2 protein-coding genes are annotated in these 1,657 nt (G+C 67.9%); both read left to right on the top strand.

The annotated features are described in order from the left end of the window. Positions 1-357, top strand: a 357-nt coding sequence (locus ACT4N3_RS04540; RefSeq protein WP_444854022.1) for a class I SAM-dependent methyltransferase, incomplete at its 5' end; no start/stop codon positions are given. After that, positions 354-1,657 (top strand): 2-polyprenylphenol 6-hydroxylase (ubiB, locus tag ACT4N3_RS04535; RefSeq protein ID WP_444854021.1); only part of this gene is annotated, 1,304 nt, incomplete at its 3' end. The genes ACT4N3_RS04540 and ubiB, both read left to right, overlap by 4 nt.

The following is a 1,657-nucleotide window of genomic DNA, read 5'->3' as shown; positions in this document are numbered from 1 at the left end:
TTCGACGCCTATACCATCGCCTTTGGCATCCGGAACGTCACCGACATTCCAGCCGCCCTCGCCGAAGCGCATCGGGTGCTGAAGACCGGCGGGCGCTTTTTCTGCCTCGAATTCTCGCAGACCGACTGGCCGGGCTTCGGGACGCTCTACGAGAGCTATTCGCGCCATATCGTGCTGCGGATCGGCAAGGCGGTAGCGAAGGACGAGGCGAGCTATCGCTATCTGATCGAATCGATCGAGCGATTCCCGAACATGGCCGCGTTCAAGGCGATGATCGAAGCGGCGGGCTTTCGCAACGTAAAGGCCGCGCCGATCCTCGGTGGCCTCGTCGCTATCCACAGCGGCTGGAAAGTGTGACTGCTTCCATCGTTCATGTCTGGCGGCTGCTGAAATGGGGCCGGGTGCTGGCGCGGCACGGGGCGTTGCGCGGCATCGAGCGCGACCCGAACACGCCGCCGCCGGTGCGCCGCCTCTGCCGCCTCGCCCGCTTCGGCGCGCAGGTGCCGGCGGTGCCCAATTATGCCGCCGCCTTCCAGGCGATCGGGCCGGCGGCGATCAAGCTCGGCCAGGCGCTGGCAACGCGGCCCGATCTGGTCGGCGAGGAGGCGGCGGCCGACCTCGCCTTGCTTCAGGACAGCCTGCCGCCGGCGCCGTTCGAGGCGATCAGAGCGGCGATCGAGCAAGGGCTGGGCCGGCCGATCGACAGTGCTTTCACTAAGATCGATCCGGAGCCGGTCGGCGCCGCCTCGATCGCCCAGGTCCACCGCGCCGTCACCACCGAGGGCCGGCAGGTCGCGATCAAGGTGCTGCGGCCGAACATCGAGGCGGATTTCGCCAGGGCGATCGAGACCTATGAATGGGCCGCGGCCCGGGTCGAGGGGATGGGCGGCGAGGCGGGGCGGCTGCGCCCCCGCCTCGTCATCTCGACGTTCAAGCAATGGACGCACCGCGAGCTGGACCTGAGGCAGGAGGCGGCCGCCGCCTCCGAGCTGCGCGCCAACCTCGTCGCCGAAAGCGGCTTCCACGTCCCGGAGATCGACTGGACGCGCACATCGCGGCGCGTCCTGACCCTCGATTGGGTCGAGGGGATCAAGCTTACCGACCGGGAGGCGCTGGTCGCGGCGGGCCATGACCTGAAGGCGCTGGCCGCGACCCTGGTGCGCGCCTTTCTTCGCCAGGCGGTGGTCGATGGTTTCTTCCATGCCGACCTGCATCAGGGGAATCTGTTCGCGCTGCCGGACGGGCGGCTGGCGGCGATCGACTTCGGCATCATGGGGCGAATCGACCGGCGGGCGCGGGTCTGGCTCGCCGAGATCCTGCACGGCCTGATCACCGGCAATTACCGCCGCGTCGCCGAGATCCATTTCGAGGCGCAATATGTGCCGCCGCACCACGACATCGACGCCTTCGCGACCGCCCTGAGGGCCGTCGGCGAGCCGATGCGCGGCCTGCCGGTCAAGGACATCTCGGTCAGCCAGATGCTCGACGGGCTGTTCAAGATCACTCGCGATTTCGACATGCAGGTCCAGCCGCATCTGCTGCTGTTGCAGAAGACGATGGTGATGGAGGAAGGGGTCGCGACCGCGCTCGATCCCGACATCAACATGTGGGAGACGGCCGAGCCGTTCGTCACCGAATGGGTGCGGACCGAGCTGGG

It is taken from the genome of Sphingosinicella sp. (genome assembly GCF_052388015.1).
GTDB lineage: Bacteria > Pseudomonadota > Alphaproteobacteria > Sphingomonadales > Sphingomonadaceae > Allosphingosinicella.
Note: the sequence above shows the minus strand (reverse complement) of the source record. Positions and strands in the feature narration are given on the sequence as shown.